Consider the following 18,001-nt stretch of genomic DNA (forward strand, 5'->3'; position numbering starts at 1 on the left):
GGTGACGTCCTCGGGGATGACGCCGCGCCGCTGCAGATCGCGCCGGATTCTGGCTGTCGTCTCGTCCATCGCGGATACCTCGCTCAGCACGACGCCGAGCGGGCAGTCGAGCATGTCCGCGACCACGCGGAGAGCATCGAAGAACGCCCGGTAGGTGTCGGTCGGGTCCGCGTTGTCGCGGGCCGCGTGTGCCATCGCCCGGGCCGTGATGTCGACCCGTGCCAGCGCCGCGGCCGGCGTGGTCGGGTTGCTGATCGCTTGAGTGCTCGTGTCCTGCATATCGACTCCTTCATTCGTGGTCCTGTTCTGGTCCACGGAGTCGAATGAGAAAGGCCCCCGACTCCGCGTTTCCGCAGGCCGGGGGCCGTTTTCCGTTGGTGGGCGATACTGGGTTTGAACCAGTGACCTCTTCCGTGTCAAGGAAGCGCGCTACCACTGCGCCAATCGCCCGGGGTGTTGAGTCGAGAGGTGGAGACGGGATTTGAACCCGTGTACGCGGCTTTGCAGGCCGCTGCCTCGCCTCTCGGCCACTCCACCGTCGAAGGCAAGTTGCCCTCCGAGCGGACGACCGGGCTCGAACCGGCGACCTCAACCTTGGCAAGGTTGCGCTCTACCAACTGAGCTACGTCCGCACGAACACCAACCGTGTAACTTCCCGCTCGGTGCTTGGTAGACATTAGCGGATCACTCGGTGATCCACAAAACCGGCTGGCGACGGCTCCGGCCGACCGCGAATCAGTCCTTGTCGGAGCCGACTCCGCGCCGTAGCCCACGCTCGATCGCCTCGGCCAGGGCCGAGCGCTCGCGGTGCTCGAACTGCTGCTCACGGGCCCGCTGCGTGTCCGCGCCGTCCGCTTCCTCCCGGGCGGTTGCGCCGGCCATGACCGGCCCGGGACGCTCCGCACCGGAGGCACCTGGCGCGCCGGAAGCACGGGGGGCCCGGGCGGGTGGCTCGCCGTCCCGTTGCCCGGTCTCGCCCTCACTTTCTCCGCGCGTGAGCAGGTTCTCGGCTCCGTCCTTGGCCCAGGCGAGGATCCGGCGGCCGGTGCCCTCGTGGAGCGTCGCGGGCCACAGCACGCGGGTCGCCGCGTTGAGTCCCGCACCGATGAGGATCGCGATGGCGAGCACGTAGAGCCAGATGAGCAGGACGATCGGGGTGCTGAGCGGGCCGTAGATCGAGGCCCCACCGAGGGACGCCTCGATGGAGATTCGGACCACGATCGAGGCGACGATCCAGATCGCGAAGGCGAGGACCGCCCCCGGGAGGTTGCGCCACCACGGCGCCCGTCGCGGCGTGGCGATGTGGTAGATCGTCGTCAGCGTCGCGATCGTCAGCACCAGGACGAGGGGCCAGTAGGCGATCATGACGACCTCGAACTGCTCCGGCAGCCACCCTCCGATGATCTCGGGCCCGAGCAGCACAAGCGGCATGATGATGACGGCGACGACCACCCCGACCGAGTAGAGGGACAGCGACAGGGCCCTCGTCCGGATGATGCCGCGCACGCCGCTCTGGCCGTACATGATGGAGATGGTGTCGACGAAGACGTTGAGCGCCCGCGACCCCGACCACAGCGACAGCAGGAAGCCGACGGAGATGAGGTCGGCACGTCCGGTGCGCAGCACCTCGTCGACGGTCGGCAGGAGCAGCTGGTCGAGCGTCTCCTGCGAGAGGAAGCGGGCGGCATACGTGCTGACGGCCTCCACGACTCGCTGGACGGTGTCCGGTCCGAGGAGCGAGCCGACGTAGCCGACCCCGCCGAAGAGTCCCAGCACGAGGGGCGGCAGCGACAGGAGCATGAAGAAGGCTGCTTCCGAGGCCAGCCCGGTGACGCGGTAGCGCAGGCAGGCGCGGACGGTCTCCAGAGTCAGGCGCGCCGTGGTCATCGCCCCGGGCACGTGGACGAGGGCCCCGCGGACCCGTCTCTTGACCTCCATCACCGCTGAGGCTATCCGGGCCGGCCCGGCGCGCCGACGACCTAGGCTCGAGTCGTGCGAACCCACGTCGTGTCCAACCAGGTGCCGCCCTTCGCCGGCCATCACCTGCTCGAGCAGGATCCCGCGCTGGCCGAGGCCGTCGACCGGTGGGCCGACCCCGCCGACATCGGAGGGCTGCGGGAGCTGGGCCGGCTGGGCGGCGCCCCTGAGGCGCTCGAACACGGGCGCCTCGCGGACGGCAACCCGCCCATCCTGCACACGCACGACCCCCGGGGCCAGCGCATCGACGAGGTGGAGTTCCACCCCTCGTGGCACTGGCTCATGACGCAGGCGGTCGGCGCGGGCCTCACGGCCGAGCCGTGGACCATGCCGGCAGGCAGCCGGGCGCACGCGCGACGGGCGGCGGGCTTCCTCATGTGGTCGCGCGTCGAGGCCGGCCACGGCTGCCCCGTCTCGATGACGTATGCCGCTGGGTCGGCGCTGCGACATGACGCGCGCCTCGCGTCGCGCTGGCTGCCGAAGCTCGCGAGCCGCGCCTACGACTTCGGGCTGCGGCCGGTCGACCGGAAGTCCGGCGCGATCTCCGGGATGGGCATGACGGAGAAGCAGGGTGGCAGCGACGTGCGGGCCAACGCGACCGAGGCCGTGCCGGTGGACGGTGGCCCGCTGCCGGGCGAGACCTACCGGCTGCGCGGGCACAAGTGGTTCTGCTCGGCACCGATGAGCGACGTGTTCCTCGTCCTGGCGCAGGCGCCCGGCGGCCTGACCTGCTTCGTCGTGCCGCGGGTGCTCGACGACGAGACCCGCAACCCCTTCGCCATCCAGCGGCTCAAGGACAAGCTGGGCAACCACTCCAACGCCTCGAGCGAGGTGGAGTTCGACGGCACCTGGGGCAGCCGGCTCGGGCCCGAGGGACGAGGTGTGCGCACCATCATCGACATGGTCGGCGCCACCCGGCTCGACTGCATTCTCGGCTCGGCGGCGACCATGCGCGACGCCCTCGCCCGGGCGGTGCACCACGCCCGCTACCGGCAGGCGTTCGGGCTCGCCCTCATCGACCAGCCGCTCATGCGCAACGTCCTCGCCGACCTCGCGCTGGAGGCCGAGGCGGCCACGCTGCTCGGGATGCGCCTCGCCCACGCCGTCGACGACGGCGAGACCGACCTCGTCCGCCTCGGGGTCGCGGTCGGCAAGTTCTGGGTGTGCAAGCGCACCGCGCCGATGGTCGCCGAGGCGCTCGAGTGCCTGGGCGGCAACGGCTACGTCGAGGAGAACGGGCTGGCGCGCCTCTACCGCGAGGCGCCGCTCAACTCGATCTGGGAGGGCTCCGGCAACGTCAACGCCCTCGACGTCATCCGCGCCGTGACGCGCGAGCCGGCCAGCCTCGAGGCCCTCACGAAGGAGCTGCACGTGGTGCGCGGTCGCAGCCGGGAGCTAGACGACTTCACCGACTCCGTTCTGCTGCAAGCTCGTTCACTCGACGCCGACTCCCCCGCCGCCGCCTTCGGAGCCCGCTCCGTCGTCGAGGGGTTGGCGTTGGCGCTGCAGGCCGCGTTGCTGGTCGAACACTCCCCCGGCCCCGTCGCCGAGGCGTTCCTCGCCAGTCGCCTGGGCGGCCGGCGCGGCGGCACGTTCGGGTCGCTACCCGTCGACCTCGCTGGCACGGTGGGCCCGATCATCGACCGGGCGGGGTGATCCGGCCCGGCTGGTTCCCGCTTCGGTGCTGGGCACTGCTCCCGGGCCCGGCCGATGCGGCCGCTCGGCGGTCAGGTCGCCGCCAGCCGCGCCTTCTCGGCCGCCACGTCGAAGTCGGCTGCCGGCCAGGTCAGGTCCATGTCGCGCAGCGTCTCGAGGAGCAGCTGCTGCACGGCGAGCCGCGCGTACCACTTGCGGTCGGCGGGGACGACGTACCACGGCGCTGCGTCCGTGGAGCACTTCGTCAGCGCGGCCTGGTAGGCCTCCATGTAGCCGTGCCACCGCTTGCGTTCGTCGACGTCGCCGGGGTTGTACTTGTAGTACTTGTCGGGTCGGTCAAGCCGCTCCATGAGCCGCTCCTTCTGCTCCGCGCTCGAGACGTGGAGCATCACCTTGACGATGGTCGTGCCCGAGTCGACGACCTCGCGCTCGAAGGCGTTGATGGTCTCGTACCGGGTCGACCACTCCTCCTCCGGCACGAGATCGTGGACGCGCACGACCAGGACGTCCTCGTAGTGCGACCGGTCGAAGACGCCGAGCTGGCCCGCCATGGGTAGCGCCTTGCGGATGCGCCAGAGGAAGTCGTGCGCGAGCTCCTCCTCGGTCGGGGCTTTGAAGGCGGTGGCCTTGATCCCCTCCGGGTTCACCGCGACGACGTGCCGCATGACGCCGCCCTTGCCGGACGTGTCCATCCCCTGCACGACGAGCAGGACCGCGCGCTTGGCCCCGGCGGTGGACTCCGCGTAGAGCCGCTCGAGCAGGTCGGACTGCTCGGCCTCCGCCGTGCCGAGGTCGCGCTTCCCGTCCTGCTTGCCGCCGTCGTAGTTGGGAGTGCCGTGCGTGTCGACGTCGCTCAGCGCGAAGTCCGCCCCGACCCGCAACGCCTCCCGGAACCCGCCGAGGGAGGGCTCGTCCGTCTTGACGGGTCGCCTGCTCGCCGCGCGGTCGCTGTGCTTGGTCCTGGCCATGCCTGACATCCTGCCGCCTTCCCCCGCACCGCACCTGCTGGACGCGCGGAGTCCAGACCGCGACGACCCCTGTCAGAGCGAGGTGAGGAACTCCCCCACCACTCGGTCCCACCGCTGGGGGTCGTAGTTCCACTCGCGGCAGTGCCGGGCGACGTCCCACCGCTCGAACCGCACGATGTCCGGCCGGCGCCGAGCCAGCTCAGCAGCGGGGCCGATGGGGACGAAGTCGTCGCCGTCGGAGTGGATCACGAGGAGCGGCCGGTCCAGCTCGTCCGAGCGCCTTACCCAGTCGGTCCGGCTGACGTCGATCGGCTCACGGACGCCGACGAGCCCCCCGGCCCGCGACATGCCCATCAGGCCCGTCGTGACGGCGACCACCCAGCTCGGCACGCGCTGGAGGCGGGCGTGGTGACGCAGGACGGCAGCCCAGTCCAGGACCGCGGAGTCGAGGACCACCCCGACGATGCGGTCGCGCACGGGTGAGTTGTCGAGGACCTGCAGGGCGATCGCCCCGCCCATCGACCACCCGAGCAGCACCAGGCGTCGGGCTCCCCGGCGCACGGCGTGGCGCAGCGCAGCGTCGACGTCGCGCCACTCGGACATCCCCAGGGTGTAGCGCCCGTCCGGCCCTCTCGGCGCGTCGCGGTCGTTGCGGTAGCCGACGACGAGCGAGGTGACGCCGTGTCTGCGCAGCACCGGGACAGCGCGCAGCGTCTCCTCCTTGCGGGCACCCCGGCCGTGGATGAGGACGGCCCATGTCCCGTTCCCGACTCCGCCCGCGGGACGGACGATCCAGGCGGGCACCGGCCCCAGCTCGGTGAGGATGACCGCGTCCTCGTCCGGGACCCCCATGCTGACGCTCGGCCGGTCCCAGTACCAGTACTGGTTCCACCGAGCGGGCCCCGGCCGGATGCGCCCTCGGTCGAGGGCGACCAGCTCCCTGGTCACGGACTCGCCGTCGAGCCGGAGGATCCGACCGAGCCGGGCGTGCCCCGCGCCACCGTCGAGCCACAACCCGTAACGACCCGGCACGACCGTCTCCGGAGTGAGGCCGAGGGTCACCTCGTGGTTGCGGCGCGCGAGGATCATGACGTCATCGGGCTGCTCCTCGTCAGGCGTCAGCACCTTGCGGGCGAAGTAGGCACCGGCCGCCACCGAGCCGCCGGCCGCCCCGACCAGGGCGCCGCCACCCGCCACTCCGGCGAGGACGAGTGGTCGCGAGACCAGCTTGGGCAAGGGCACGCCTCATCCTCTCAGCCGCCGGCGCCCCGTCGAGGGGACATACCGGGACGTATCAGGTGGCTCGCAGCCGGCTCTCATGAGGTGAAGGCCGCGGAGCGCGCGCCTTCTCGGCCAGCCGGCCTCGTCCTGCCACCCGCGACTCGCGTGGCAGCGGTCCGCCTCGTCATGCGCGGACCGTACTCAACTCACCGCACCAGGAGGTAACGCATCATGCCAACCACGTTGCGCCGCAGTCTGCTCGCCGTCCTCGCGACGGCGTTCCTCGGAGCTGCGCCGTCGATGGCCATGGCGGGGGTCAACCCGCCCACCGTCGACGACAACCTCGACCCCGGGTCGAGCATCCACGTCACCAAGACGGTCTCGACGCCCGTCATCCCGCCCCGACCTGACGTCGTCCTCGTCGTCGACTCCACCGGAAGCATGGGGCCGGCCATCGCGAACGTCCAGTCGCAGCTGAGCACGATCGTCTCGTCAGTCAAGGCCGCGCAGGCCGACGCGCAGTTCGCCGTCGCCGACTACAAGGACGTCTCGGACGGCGCCAGCGTCTTCACCGTTCGCAGCGACCTCACCGGTGACCCGGCCGCGGCGCAGGCCGCCATCAACGCGATCAGCGCCGGCGGCGGCGGTGATGGTCCCGAGGCGCAGCTGAACGCGCTGTGGCAGATCGGTGCCGGCGGCAACCGCATCAGCTTCCGCCCGGGATCCTCGCGGGTCGTCGTCTGGTTCGGTGACGCGAGCGGCCACGACCCGAGCCTGGGCCACACCCTGGCCGATGCCGTCACCTCGCTGCAGGGCGTCAGTGCCAAGGTGGTCGCGATCAACGTTGCCGGCGGGGACGGCCTCAACGCCACTGGGCAGGCCACCGCCGTGACGTCGGCGACGGGCGGGCAGTTCTTCCCGAGCGTCGCGGCCGGCAACCTCTCGCAGGCGATCCTCGAGGGGCTGACGAACCTGCCCGTCACGGTGACGGCGGAAACGGCGTGCGATCCCGGCCTGAGTGTGAGCTTCAGCCTGTCGCTGCCCCGGACGGTGCAGAGTGGCAGCGACCTCGTGCTCGAGGAGACGATCTCGGTGGCACCGGATGCCCGGCAGGGCAGCACGCTGACGTGCACGACGAGGTTCAAGCTCAACGGCGCCGACGCCGGCGACGAGTTCGTCCAGCGGGTGGCGATCGGCGTCAACGACGTGACGCCGCCGACGGTCGCCTGCGGACCGGGCGTCAACCCTTCGGGGCGGACGCCGGGCGGCTGGCAGCAGGCGGGCTTCTTCCAGATGGTTGCCGACGACAACCTTGCGGGCGTCTCGGTCGCCATCCGGGATGACGCCACGGGCACGAGCTTCGGCCCCTACGCACCGGGGACGTACTTCAAGCTGACCCAGGCTCCCGGCCGCTCCGGCTCGACGGCCGTCCCGTTCACCGGCGCCGTGGACTGGCACTTCGGCTTCCGGGGCGACGCGACCCTCGTCGCGACGGATGCGGCGGGCAACACCGCGTCCGCGACCTGTTCCGTCCCTCCGGCGCAGAAGTAGCCGGCTCGCCCCTGAGGGCTGGGCGGGCAGGAAAGGTCTCGGGGGGCCGGCGGCGACGGCCGTCGGCCCCTCCAGCCCACGTGCGAGGAGGAGGCTCGTCGCGCCCGCTCGACACGCACGTTCGTCCCGCCGCGGGGCGGGCACAAATGGCGCGCGTCCGGCGTTGGCGATGACATGGCCAACGAAACGCAGAAGACCTATGCCCTCAACCTGACCGAGGAGCAGTGGCGCGAGCGGCTGACACCGCAGGAGTTCCACGTGCTGCGCCAGGCCGGCACGGAGGCGCCGTTCCGCGGCGAGTACACGGACACCAAGACCGAGGGGGTCTACTCCTGTCGGGCGTGCGGCGCGGAGCTGTTCCGGAGCGACACGAAGTTCGAGTCGCACTGCGGCTGGCCCTCCTTCTACTCCCCGCTGGCGGGTGACCGGGTCGAGTACCTCGAGGACAGCTCGCTCGGGATGCGCCGCGTCGAGGTCCGCTGCGCCAACTGCGGCTCCCATCTCGGTCACGTCTTCGAGGGCGAGGGCTACGACACGCCGACGGACCAGCGCTACTGCATCAACTCGATCAGCCTGCGGCTCGTCCCGGAGGCCGAGTAGGCCAGCACCCGTCGCTCGGTATGGTGCCCGCATGAGCGACGGGGAGATCCGGGTGGGTCACGACGAGCGAGAGGCGGCCAAGCGCCTCCTCAAGGAGCACTTCGACGCTGGCCGGCTCGATGCCGACGAGTATGAGGACCGCCGCGGCCGCGCCGGCGACGCCGTGACGAGGGCGGACCTCGATGCGCTGTTCGCCGACCTGCCGCCGGCCCGGGACACGGACCAGCAGCGGCCGGTCGTGCGGCCGGAGACTGCAGCGACGCTGCCCGCTGGGAAGGACCCGTGGGCGGCCCGCAAGGGAGCGCTAACCGGCCTCGTCGCGCTTGGTGCGGTGGCGCTCTTCTTCGTCACCGGCAAGTGGCAGTGGTTCCTGCTCATCCCGATCGTCGGGCTGGTGTGGACGCTCTTCAGTGGCCGCGACGACTAATCCGAGCGACGAAGGAGCGAGGCCCGGGGGACCGGTTCGGCTCAGTCGTCACGAGGCACGACTGAGCCGACTCAGGTGGTGGATCAGCGCAGCGCGCCGACGAGCTCGTCCGGCGAGACCTTCGGTCCGGTGAAGAACGGGATCTCCTCGCGCACGTGCAGGCGCGCCCGGGCGGCCCGCAGCTCGCGCATCAGGTCGACGATGCGGTGCAGCTCGTCCGCCTCGAAGGCGAGCATCCACTCGTAGTCACCGAGGGCGAACGCGGCGATCGTGTTGGCCCGCACGTCGGGGTACTCACGGGCCATCCGGCCGTGCTCCACGAGCAGGTCGCGGCGCTCGGTGTCCTCGAGGAGGTACCAGTCGTAGGACCGGACGAACGGGTAGACGCAGACGTACTTGCGGGCGTGCTCGTCGGCCATGAAGGCCGGGATGTGGCTCTTGTTGAACTCCGCGGGACGGTGCAGGGCCGCCGAGGACCACACCGGCTCGAGGGTCTCGCCGAGGCCGGTGCGGAGCAGTCCGCGGTAGGCCGCCTGCAGCTGCTCGATCGTCTCGGCGTGCCACCACACCATGAAGTCGGCGTCGCCCCGCAGGCCCGCGACGTCGTAGAGGCCCCGGACGGTCACGCCTTCGCCCTGGACCTTCTCGAGGAACGCCTGGAACTCCGCCGCGATCGCCTCGCGGTCCTCGCCGAGCGGGGCGACGGACCCGAACACCGACCACATCGAGTAGCGGATGGTGTCGTTGATCTCGCGCATCTGGGAAGGGGTCAACCGGTCACTCATGTCCCCCATCATCACCCCGGCCACCGGCGCGCTCCCAATCGGGTCAGCTCTCGAGCAGTCGGCGGGCTGCCGCGCGCCCCGATCCGACGCAGGCGGGGATCCCCACCCCGTCGTATGCCGCTCCGCTTGCTTCCAGCGTCGGCGGCAGTCCCGCGCGGATGCGGTCGACGAGCGTCGGGTGGCCGACGGCGTACTGGGGCAGCGCGCCGCCCCACCGCTGCACGTGGACGTCGACCGGTGCCGGGACCGCGCCAAGGACTCGGGTGAGGTCCGCGAGCGCGGTGGCGGCCAGCTCGGCATCCGGTCGCTGCAGGCTCGACTCCTCCCCGTGTCGGCCGATCGAGGCCCGCACGAACGTGAGGTCCGGTCGGGCCTCGGCGAGCCAGGGCCACTTCACCGAGCTGAACGTCGACGCCTTGATCGTGAGCGGCTCGGTCGGTGGCACGAGGAAGCCGCTGCTGCCGACGAACGGCTCGGCGTCCGGGGTGGGGAACGCGTAGGTGACGATGGCCATCGAGGCGTACTCGATGCTCGACAGCGGCGCCGCGGCCTCGGGGGCGACCCGGGCCAGCAGCCGGGCGGCTGGGGCGGCGGGGGTTGCGACAAGGACCCGGTCGAACCGCCAGGTCAGCTCGTCGATCGTCGGTCCTGTCGTCAGCACCCACTCGCCGGGACCGCCGTGGAGCCGGCGAACCATGGTGCCGGTGTGGATCTGCACGCCCTTGGTCACGAGCGCCTGCGCCAACAGCTCGGGCAGCGAGCCGAGTCCGCCCACCAGCGTTGCGAAGACCGGCCTCGGGTCGGCCGACGCGGCTTGTGACTGCGCGACCGCCTCCCGAGCGGCACTGAGCAGCGACGTCCCGGCCAGCCCAGCGGCATACAGGCTGGGGACGGCGGACGCTGCCGAGATGGCCCGCGAGTGGCCCGCGTAGACGCCTGCGAGGAGCGGCTCGACGAGCTTGTCCGTGACGGCGGGCCCGAGGCGGTCCTCGACGAGCCGGCCGATGGCGACATCGCCCTCGACCGGGCCTGCGATCACTTCGTGGCGGGCCCGCTCCACCTCTGCAGGCGTCAGCAGGCCGGCGACGGCGTCCGGGTCGGCGGGGATGCCCATGAGGGTGCCCTTCGGCATGGGCCACCGTCTGCCGTCCGCGACGATGGAGGCCCCGACCGGCGCGGGGTGCGTGAGGCGGCTCGCGAGCCCGAGCTCCTCGACGAGCGTGACCGCCTCGGGGCGCCGGAAGAGGACCGACTCCGCCCCGACGTCGACCGGAAGGCCGGCCACCGGCGCGAGCCGGAGCCGACCCCCGACGCTGCCCCATCCCTCGAAGACGGTGACCGAGGTGCCGGGAGCAGCCTGCACCAGCTCCCACGCCGCGGCCAGCCCGCTGATCCCGCCACCGACGACCGCCACGCGCAGACCCATGGCGCCAACTCTGTCACCCGCGCGGGTGCAACGAATCGGGGCCCCTGCGTGTCTGGACGGGTGACGGCGCCGCCGGCGCCCAAGGGGAGGGAGTCAGTGCGATGACGACAATCACTCGAGGACCGTTGCGGACCTTCCGGCGCCCACGGCGGCTCTGGCCGTGGGCCGTGCTCCTGCTCGTCGCCGTGGCCTTTCCGGTCGGCCTGCAGTTCCGGTCCGGGGCCGACGGCAGCACCGGCAGCGCCGCCTCGATCGGTGCCGGGCCCGAGGTGGCGGCCCGCTCCGGCGCCGCCCAGGACGGGGGCTCGGCGGCGAGCAGCCCGGGCGCCGCACCACAGCAGGCGCCGACCCAGGGCGCGGCGGGCACCGACACGCCCGTGGTCGGTCCGAAGCTGGCCAGGTCGGCCTGGCTCGGCATCAAGGTGTCCGACCTGATGGCCGCGAGCGGCAACGTCCGGTCACTGACCGCGGCGGCCGGAGGTCAGGTGCTCTCCGAGAACGTCGTGACGGCGCCGGACCCGACCAGCGGTCCCCAGATGGGGTCCGGAGCCAACCAGTCGGTGCCGCCGGTCGGCGTCGACGAGGCGCGCCTCACCGTGCGCGTCCCGGCCGAGAAGCTGGACGGGCTCGTGACGGAGCTGTCGCGGATCGGGACGGTGTCGTACCGGTCGTCCCAGAGTGAGGACCTCACCGACACCTACGTCGACACGTCGGCCCGGATCGGCCCGATGCGCGATGCCGTCGCGCAGGCCCGGGCGCTGCTCGCCAAGGCGACGAGCCTGTCGCAGATCATCCAGCTCGAGAACGAGGTGACCCGGCGGCAGGCCGACCTCGACTCGCTCGAGAGCCGGCTCGCCACGCTCGACCGCCGCACGAGCACCTCCGACGTCACGGTCAGTCTCTGGACGAGTGCCACGCCCGCCGCCCCCGTGACGACCGGCTTCGTCGGCCAGCTGCGCGAGGCATGGTCCGGCCTGCTCGACTCGGTCGCCACCCTCGTCACCGGCGTCGCCGTGCTCCTCCCCTGGCTGGTGGTGCTGCTCGTCGTCGCCCTCCTCGCTCGGCGCTGGTGGGCCCGGCGTCCCGCGCCTGCCCGCACCTCCGTGCCCGACCCCGCCGACTGAGGCTATTGCCGGCTGCGGGCCGTCCTGCGCCGGACCAGGGCTGCGACCTCGCGGACCTCGGGCACGTGCAGGACGGCCGCCGCGCCGAGATAGACGACGACGAAGACGAGCCCGGACAGGGCCAGGACGAGTCCGTTGCCGAAGACCCGCTGCCATGTGCTCATGTCGGCGAGGTCGCCGATGATGGGCGACACGACGGCGAAGGCACCGCCGCCGAAGAGGGCGGCGGCCACTGCCGCGACACCGATCCGCGCGGTCGAGACGAGCACCCGGCTCAGGCCGAGCGACCCCAGGCGACGCCGGAGCAGGAACAGGCCCGTGCCCGAGCTGAGAATGTTGCCGACGGTCATGCCGGCGGCGACGATGCCGAGGGCCCACTGCGGGGGCGCGACGTAGGTCAGGCCGCCGGCGACCGCGGTCACCGACGTGAGCACGACCTGCATGGCCAGGGGCGCGCGGCCGTCGTCGAGCGCGAAGAAGGTGCGGTAGCACAGCAGGTCGATGCCGAACGGGATGATGCCGAGGACCATCACCGTGAGGGCATAGCCGCCGAGCTCGATCGACACCGCGTCGATGCCCGGGTTGAGCAGGGCGACGAGGGGCCGGGCGCAGATGATCATGAAGACCATGACCGGCAGGTTCGCCACCAGCGGGAGCGTCAGGCCCCGCCGGAAGTTGCCGAGGAGCGCCGGCGTGTCCCCGTCCGCGGCGTCCCGGGAGAGGCGGGGGAAGAGCGCGGTGATGATGGACACGGCGACGAACGCGTGGGGCAGCATGAAGATGGTGAAGGCCACCTGGTAGAGCAGCGGCCCGCGGATCGGCCGGTCGGCCGTGCCGAACCCGGCCGCGTGGTTCAGCACGGCGGTGTTGATGAAGAAGCCCAGCTGGGACACTGCGAGGCCGGCGAACGCCCAGAGGGCCAGCCGGCTCACTCCCCCGAGCCCGACCCCGCGCAGCCCCCACCGCGGGCGGTACGTGAAGCCGGCACGACGCAGCGCGGGGACCAGCCAGAGCGCCTGGGCCACGACGGACAGCGTCGCCGTCCCGGCGAAGAGCCAGATCATCCCCCCGGTCCAGGCCTCGGGCGGACGCGGCAGGCGCCGGCCGCCTCCGTCGACCTGGTGCGGGTCGGGGTAGACGACCATGAAGACGATCAGGCCGATGATCGCCACGACGTTCGCGACGAACGGTGCCCAGGCGAACGCCCCGAACCGCTCCCGTGCATTGAGGATCTGCCCGAGGAGCGCGTAGACGCCGTAGAAGAAGACCTGCGGCATGCACATGAGGGTGAACGCCAGCGCGAGGCTGCTGAACTGCGGCCCGCGGTCCCCGCTCAGCAGCCAGACGAAGAAGCCGGCACCGAGCATGACGATCGCCGTCAGGATCGCCATCCCGGTGAGCGCCACCGTGATGACGCGGTCGGTGAACTCCTGGCCGCCGTCCTCGAGCTTCATCGCGCGGGACAGCGCGGGGACGAGGACGGCGTTGAGGATCCCGCCGGCAGCAAGCAGGTAGAGGACGTTGGGCAGGGTGTTCGCGAGGCCGAACGCGTCACCGGCGGCCAGGGTGCCGATGATCGCGGTCATCAGCGCCCCTCGCACGACGCCGAGGGCGCGTGACGCGAAGGAGCCGCCGACCATCACGAGGCTCGATCGGGCGAGGGACCCGCCGGCCATCAGCGCGTGGACACCTCGTGGACGAGCTCGGTGACCCGGGTGAGGACGTCGGGGTCGACGTCCGGGAGCACCCCGTGGCCGAGGTTGAAGATGTGGCCCGGCGCGCGCCGGCCCTCGTCGACGATCTCGACGACGATGTCGCGCAGCACCTCCCACGGCGCGAAGAGCAGCGCCGGGTCGAGGTTGCCCTGCACCGCGTGGTCGGGGCCAATCCGCTCGGTCGCGTCGGTGAGGCTCACCCGGTAGTCGACCCCGACGACCTCCGCGCCGGCCGAGCCCATGAGCGAGAGCAGCTCGCCGGTGCCGACACCGAAGTGGATGCGGGGCACGTCGAGGTCGGCGACGGCGGCGAGCGCCTTCGTCGAGTGCGGCAGGACGTAGCGCGCGTAGTCGGCGCGCGGGAGCGCCCCCACCCATGAGTCGAAGAGCTGGACGACGCTGGCTCCCGCCTCCGCCTGGGCGTGGAGGAAGGCACCGGAGATCTGGGCCAGCCGGTCGCAGAGCGCGTGCCAGAGGTCGGGGTCGCCGTGCATCAGCGCCTTGGTGCGGACGTGGTTCTTGGAGGGGCCGCCCTCGACCAGGTAGCTGGCCAGCGTGAAGGGCGCACCGGCGAAGCCGATGAGCGGGGTGTCGCCCAGCTCGGCGACGAGGAGCCGGACCGCGTCGGTGATGTAGGGGACGTGCTCGCTCGTCAGCTCCGGCAGCCGGTCGAGGTCGGCCCGGGTGCGGATCGGCTCGGCCACGACCGGGCCGACTCCCGCGACGATGTCGAGGTCGAGGCCCACCGCCTTGAGGGGCACGACGATGTCGCTGAAGAAGATGGCGGCGTCGACACCGTGGCGCCGGACCGGCTGGAGGGTGATCTCGGCCACGAGGTCGGGCCGGGTGCAGGCCTCGAGCATCGTCGTGCCCTCGCGGATGGCGCGGTACTCCGGCAGGGACCGGCCGGCCTGGCGCATGAACCAGACCGGGGTCCGGGACACCGGCTCGCGGCGGGCAGCACGGACGAGGTCGCTCGACCGGGTGCGTGGCGGGGCAGATGAGGGCACCGGATCATCCTGCCACGCCCCACGAGCGCGCCGGGCCACGCGCTCGGCGCGCCCTCCGGACAGAACCGAGGTGAGCGGCATACGCTCGTCTGGTGCACACGAGGACGCTGCCGGGCGCGCACGGCGCGGATTTCGCGAGGGTGCTGGCCGCCCTGCGCGACGTGCGGCTGCGTCCCGAGGTGCGCCTGACGGAGGTGCCGGCCCCGAGCCGGATCGCTCCGCACGCGGCCGCCCTGACGGGCGACGTGCTCGACCCCACTGACCCAGAGGGCGAGCTCGCGACCGGTCGCTTCGTCCTGCTGCACGACCCGTCGCTTCCCGAGGCGTGGGACGGTGCCTGGCGGGTCGTCACCTTCGCCCGGGCCGAGCTCGAGCCCGAGCTCGCCGCCGACCCGATGCTCGGAGCGGTGGGCTGGTCCTGGCTCGTCGATGCCCTGCAGGGGCGGGGCCTGCGCTGGACCGCCGAGGCCGGCACGGTGACGCGGGTCGTGAGCGAGGGCTTCGCCGGGCTCGCCGACCGCGGCGCGAGCGTCGAGATGGAGATCCGCGCCTCGTGGACCCCGACCGACGAGGCCCTCACCGACCACCTGCGCGCCTGGGCCGACATGCTGTGCACGATCGCCGGGATCCCACCGCTGCCCGACGGTGTCGTCCCGCTCCCGGGGCCGCGCCGGTGAGCAGCGCCGACCAGCCGGTGGGCGCACCCGAAGAGCTGCAGCTGCTCGCCGCCCCCGCCGAGGGGGTGCCCGACGTCGTCACTGACGCGCGGGCGCTCGCCGAGGCCGCCGACGCGGTACGCGCCGGGCGCGGGCCCATCGGACTGGACGCCGAGCGCGCGTCAGGCTACCGCTACGGCCAGCACGCATATCTCGTGCAGCTGCGCCGCTCCGGGTCCGGCACCTGGCTCATCGACCCCGTCGCCTGCCCGGACCTCACGCTCGTCGACGCGGCCATCGGCGAGAGCGAGTGGATCCTGCACGCGGCCACGCAAGACCTCGTGTGCCTCGCGGAGGTCGGGCTTCACCCGCGGCAGCTGTTCGACACGGAGCTCGGCGGACGCCTCGCGGGGCGCCCCCGGGTCGGGCTCGGCGCGATGGTGGAGCACTACCTCGGCTACCGGCTCGCCAAGGAGCACAGCGCGGTCGACTGGAGCTCGCGCCCGCTCCCCGAGCCGTGGCTGCGGTATGCCGCTCTCGACGTCGAGGTGCTCGGTGACCTTCGCGACGCGGTGGCCGAGGACCTCGAGGGGCAGGGCAAGCTCGGCTGGGCCCGCGAAGAGTTCGACCACCTACTCGCCTTCACCGGCCCGGAGCCACGGGTCGACCCCTGGCGCCGCACCTCCGGCGTCCACAAGGTGCGCACCCGCCGCGGGCTCGCCATCGTCCGAGAGCTGTGGCGCGACCGCGACGAGATCGCCCAGCACCGTGACGTGTCACCGGGCCGCGTGCTGCCCGACGCCGCCATCGCCGAGCTCGCGCTGGAGCACCAGCGCGACACCAGCCCGCCCCGCTCGGTCGGCTCGAAGGAGCCGCGACTCGCCCGGTCGATCCGGCGCAACCAGGACGTCATCCTCGAGGCGATCGCCACTGCCCTCAACCTGCCCGAGCAGGAGCTGCCTCCACTCAGCCTGCCGCACACCGGTCCCCCGCCCCCCCGCTCATGGGCCGACCGCGACCCCGTGGCCGCCGCCCGACTGGCGCGAGCCCGCGAGCTGATCGCAGCCGTAAGCGAGGAGCTCGTCGTCCCGGTCGAGAACCTCCTGACGCCCGAGCTGTTGCGCCGGTATCTCTGGGACGGGCCAGCCGCGCCCTCCACCGAGGAGGTGGCGCGCGACCTGCGGGCCGCCGGGGCCCGCGAGTGGCAGGTGACCATCACGGCTCCCCTCATCGCCCTCGCCTGCGACGAGCACCCCGTCGAGCGCGCCGGCTGACCCACGGCCTGTCGACTCGCTCGTAACTCATATATGAGTTACGCTCCGTGCGTGTCTCACCAGCCATATCTGACCCGAATCGGCGGCCTCATCCGGGACGCCCGACGCCACAAGGGCCTCACCCAGGCCGAGCTGGCCCAGCTGCTCGGGACCTCGCAGAGTGCGGTCACCCGCATCGAGGCCGGCAAGCAGAACATGAGCCTCGACATGCTGGCCCGGATCGGGGACGCGCTCGACTCCGAGTTCGTCTCGGTCGGCTACCCGGGACCGCAGCACCTGCGCATCGTCGGGGGACGCAAGCTCTCCGGGTCGATCGACGTCAAGACCTCGAAGAACGCGGCCGTCGCCCTGCTCTGCGCGTCGCTGCTCAACCGGGGTCGGACCACGCTGCGCAACCTGGCCCGCATCGAGGAGGTCAACCGGATCCTCGAGGTCCTCGCCTCGATCGGCGTCCGGACCCGGTGGCTCCCCGACAGCAACGACCTCGAGATCGTGCCGCCCGAGCGCCTCGACCTCGACGCGATCGACGTCGACGCCGCGCGCCGGACCCGCACCGTCATCATGTTCCTCGGCCCCCTGCTGCATGAGCACCCCAGCTTCAAGCTGCCCTACGCCGGCGGCTGCGACCTCGGCACCCGGACGGTGGAGCCCCATCTCGCCGCCCTGAAGTCCTTCGGCCTGCACGTGCTGGCCACGCACGGCGCCTACGAGGCGACCCGCGACCCGGCGGTCCAGCCGACTCGCGCCATCGTGCTGACCGAGCGCGGCGACACGGTCACCGAGAACGTCCTCATGGCCGCCGCCCGGCACCCGGGCACGACCATCATCCGCAACGCCAGCCCGAACTACATGGTCCAGGACCTGTGCTTCTTCCTCGAGAAGCTCGGGGTCCGGATCGAGGGCATCGGCACCACGACCCTGACTGTCAACGGCCTCGCGGAGATCGACCGGGACGTCGAGTACTCCCCGAGCGAGGATCCGATCGAGGCGATGAGCCTCATCGCGGCGGCGCTCGTCACCGACTCGGAGATCACCATCGAGCGGGTTCCGATCGAGTTCATCGAGATCGAGCTGGCCACGCTCGAGGGCATGGGGATGAAGTACCGGATCTCCGACGAGTACACCTCGGCCAACGGCCGGACCCGGCTCGTCGACCTGACCACCATCGCAGGTCCGCTCCACGCCCCCACCGACAAGATCCACCCGATGCCCTTCCCCGGGCTGAACATCGACAACCTGCCCTTCTTCGCCCTGGTCGGCGCCGTCGCCGAGGGCAGCACGATGATCCACGACTGGGTCTACGAGAACCGGGCGATCTACCTCACCGAGCTGACCAAGCTGGGGGCCCGGGTGCAGCTGCTCGACCCGCACCGGGTCATCGTCGAGGGCCCGACCCGGTGGCGCGCCGCCGAGGTGGGCTGCCCGCCCGCCCTCCGACCTGCCGTCGTGATCCTGCTCGCCATGCTCGCGACGCCCGGCACGTCCGTGCTGCGCAACGTCTACGTCATCAACCGCGGCTACGAGGACCTGGCCGAGCGCCTCAACGCGCTGGGCGCCACGGTGGAGGTCTTCCGCGACATCTGACGAAGATGCAGCGGAGGTTGGGGGCCG

The 18,001-nt window shown here is 72.0% G+C and carries 16 protein-coding genes and 3 tRNA genes; 8 read left to right on the forward strand and 11 right to left on the reverse strand.

Going from position 1 to position 18,001, the window contains the following annotated elements; all coding sequences use genetic code 11:
* The 5 genes from N864_RS10460 to N864_RS10480 all read right to left on the reverse strand — a co-directional run.
* Positions 1-279: hypothetical protein (locus tag N864_RS10460; protein ID WP_034716264.1), on the reverse strand; the 279-nt coding region annotated here is incomplete at its 3' end.
* Between the two features lie 96 nt (positions 280-375).
* Positions 376-450: transfer RNA gene (locus N864_RS10465), tRNA-Val, on the reverse strand.
* A gap of 16 nt (positions 451-466) precedes the next feature.
* Positions 467-537: transfer RNA gene (locus tag N864_RS10470), tRNA-Cys, on the reverse strand.
* 22 nt (positions 538-559) lie between these two features.
* Positions 560-632 (reverse strand) — tRNA-Gly (locus N864_RS10475).
* Positions 633-735: 103 nt separating this feature from the next.
* Positions 736-1,938, reverse strand: a complete 1,203-nt coding sequence (locus N864_RS10480) for a YihY/virulence factor BrkB family protein (RefSeq protein WP_034716267.1) — start codon at positions 1,936-1,938, stop codon at positions 736-738.
* A 54-nt stretch (positions 1,939-1,992) separates the two neighbouring features.
* Between N864_RS10480 and N864_RS10485 the strand changes: the two genes are divergently transcribed.
* A complete protein-coding gene (locus N864_RS10485; protein WP_034716268.1) occupies positions 1,993-3,633 on the forward strand; it encodes an acyl-CoA dehydrogenase family protein in 1,641 nt (546 codons plus the stop codon).
* Between the two features lie 71 nt (positions 3,634-3,704).
* On the opposite strand, the gene N864_RS10490 is transcribed toward N864_RS10485, so the two are convergent.
* Entirely contained in the window at positions 3,705-4,601 is an 897-nt protein-coding gene (locus N864_RS10490) for a PPK2 family polyphosphate kinase (RefSeq protein WP_081793682.1), read from the reverse strand.
* Positions 4,602-4,673: 72 nt separating this feature from the next.
* Complete coding sequence (locus tag N864_RS10495) at positions 4,674-5,843, reverse strand: alpha/beta hydrolase family protein (protein WP_051518442.1); 1,170 nt, start codon at positions 5,841-5,843, stop codon at positions 4,674-4,676.
* Between the two features lie 210 nt (positions 5,844-6,053).
* Here N864_RS10495 and N864_RS10500 point away from each other — a divergent pair, with 210 nt between their 5' ends.
* The 3 genes from N864_RS10500 (at position 6,054) to N864_RS10510 (ending at position 8,400) form a co-directional block, all read left to right on the forward strand.
* Positions 6,054-7,373, forward strand: a complete 1,320-nt coding sequence (locus N864_RS10500) for a vWA domain-containing protein (protein WP_051518443.1) — start codon at positions 6,054-6,056, stop codon at positions 7,371-7,373.
* Between the two features lie 174 nt (positions 7,374-7,547).
* Positions 7,548-7,973: a peptide-methionine (R)-S-oxide reductase MsrB gene (msrB, locus tag N864_RS10505; RefSeq protein ID WP_034716271.1), complete on the forward strand. Its 426-nt coding sequence runs from the start codon at positions 7,548-7,550 to the stop codon at positions 7,971-7,973.
* A 31-nt stretch (positions 7,974-8,004) separates the two neighbouring features.
* Positions 8,005-8,400 carry a DUF1707 SHOCT-like domain-containing protein gene (locus N864_RS10510; RefSeq protein WP_034716274.1) on the forward strand — a complete coding sequence of 132 codons (396 nt, stop codon included), beginning with the start codon at positions 8,005-8,007 and terminating at the stop codon, positions 8,398-8,400.
* Between the two features lie 83 nt (positions 8,401-8,483).
* Here N864_RS10510 and hemQ read toward each other — a convergent pair whose 3' ends face one another.
* Both hemQ and hemG read right to left on the reverse strand, forming a co-directional pair.
* Entirely contained in the window at positions 8,484-9,185 is a 702-nt protein-coding gene (gene hemQ / locus N864_RS10515) for a hydrogen peroxide-dependent heme synthase (protein WP_205620918.1), read from the reverse strand.
* Between the two features lie 43 nt (positions 9,186-9,228).
* Positions 9,229-10,611, reverse strand: coding sequence for a protoporphyrinogen oxidase (gene hemG / locus N864_RS10520; protein ID WP_034716278.1), 1,383 nt, complete (start codon positions 10,609-10,611; stop codon positions 9,229-9,231).
* 101 nt (positions 10,612-10,712) lie between these two features.
* On the opposite strand from hemG, the gene N864_RS23640 reads away from it, so the two are divergent.
* Complete coding sequence (locus tag N864_RS23640; RefSeq protein WP_081793684.1) at positions 10,713-11,735, forward strand: DUF4349 domain-containing protein; 1,023 nt, start codon at positions 10,713-10,715, stop codon at positions 11,733-11,735.
* A 2-nt stretch (positions 11,736-11,737) separates the two neighbouring features.
* Here the strand turns inward: N864_RS23640 and murJ are convergent, their stop codons facing one another.
* Positions 11,738-13,411 (reverse strand): murein biosynthesis integral membrane protein MurJ, encoded by a 1,674-nt coding sequence (gene murJ / locus N864_RS10530; RefSeq protein WP_034716280.1) that lies wholly within the window; start codon positions 13,409-13,411, stop codon positions 11,738-11,740.
* Positions 13,411-14,460, reverse strand: a complete 1,050-nt coding sequence (gene hemE, locus N864_RS10535) for a uroporphyrinogen decarboxylase (RefSeq protein ID WP_034716282.1) — start codon at positions 14,458-14,460, stop codon at positions 13,411-13,413. Before hemE ends, murJ begins: the two co-directional genes overlap by 1 nt.
* A 92-nt stretch (positions 14,461-14,552) precedes the next feature.
* Between hemE and N864_RS10540 the strand changes: the two genes are divergently transcribed.
* Genes N864_RS10540 through N864_RS10550 form a run of 3 tightly spaced genes read left to right on the forward strand, consistent with a single transcriptional unit; the run spans position 14,553 to position 17,974 of the window.
* Complete coding sequence (locus N864_RS10540; RefSeq protein ID WP_034716284.1) at positions 14,553-15,137, forward strand: DUF3000 domain-containing protein; 585 nt, start codon at positions 14,553-14,555, stop codon at positions 15,135-15,137.
* On the forward strand, positions 15,134-16,390 hold the full coding sequence (locus N864_RS10545; protein ID WP_034716286.1) for an HRDC domain-containing protein: 1,257 nt from the start codon (positions 15,134-15,136) through the stop codon (positions 16,388-16,390). Before N864_RS10540 ends, N864_RS10545 begins: the two co-directional genes overlap by 4 nt.
* 33 nt (positions 16,391-16,423) lie before the next feature.
* Positions 16,424-17,974: a helix-turn-helix domain-containing protein gene (locus tag N864_RS10550; RefSeq protein ID WP_034716287.1), complete on the forward strand. Its 1,551-nt coding sequence runs from the start codon at positions 16,424-16,426 to the stop codon at positions 17,972-17,974.
* Positions 17,975-18,001: the final 27 nt, after the last annotated feature.

The organism is Intrasporangium chromatireducens Q5-1, from assembly GCF_000576575.1.
GTDB classification, from domain to species: Bacteria; Actinomycetota; Actinomycetes; order Actinomycetales; family Dermatophilaceae; genus Intrasporangium_A; species Intrasporangium_A chromatireducens.